At 61.0% G+C, this 249-nt stretch carries 1 protein-coding gene; it reads right to left on the bottom strand.

The features are described from left to right. Positions 1-249, bottom strand: a 249-nt coding sequence (locus tag R0J88_RS22320) for a ParA family protein (RefSeq protein WP_410901217.1), incomplete at both ends; no start/stop codon positions are given.

Genomic DNA, 249 nt, shown 5'->3' with positions numbered 1-249 from the left:
CTGGCTGCCACGCGACAGACGCGCATACTTGGTCACCGGCAGGCCGTGGCTCGGCGCTTCCGCCACCCGCACGTTGCGCGGAATGGTTGCCTTGATCAGGGTATCGCCAAAGTAATCGGAAAGTTGCTTGCTGACATCGCGGGTCAGCCTGTTGCGAGCGTCGTACATGGTACGCACGATCCCGAACACGTCGAGTGCCGGATTCACGTTGCCTTGAATCTGCTCGACGGTATCGAGCAGCGCTGACAG

This window comes from Pseudoalteromonas sp. SIMBA_162 (assembly GCF_046535955.1).
Taxonomy (GTDB): Bacteria; Pseudomonadota; Gammaproteobacteria; order Enterobacterales; family Alteromonadaceae; genus Pseudoalteromonas; species Pseudoalteromonas marina.
Note: the sequence above shows the minus strand (reverse complement) of the source record. Positions and strands in the feature narration are given on the sequence as shown.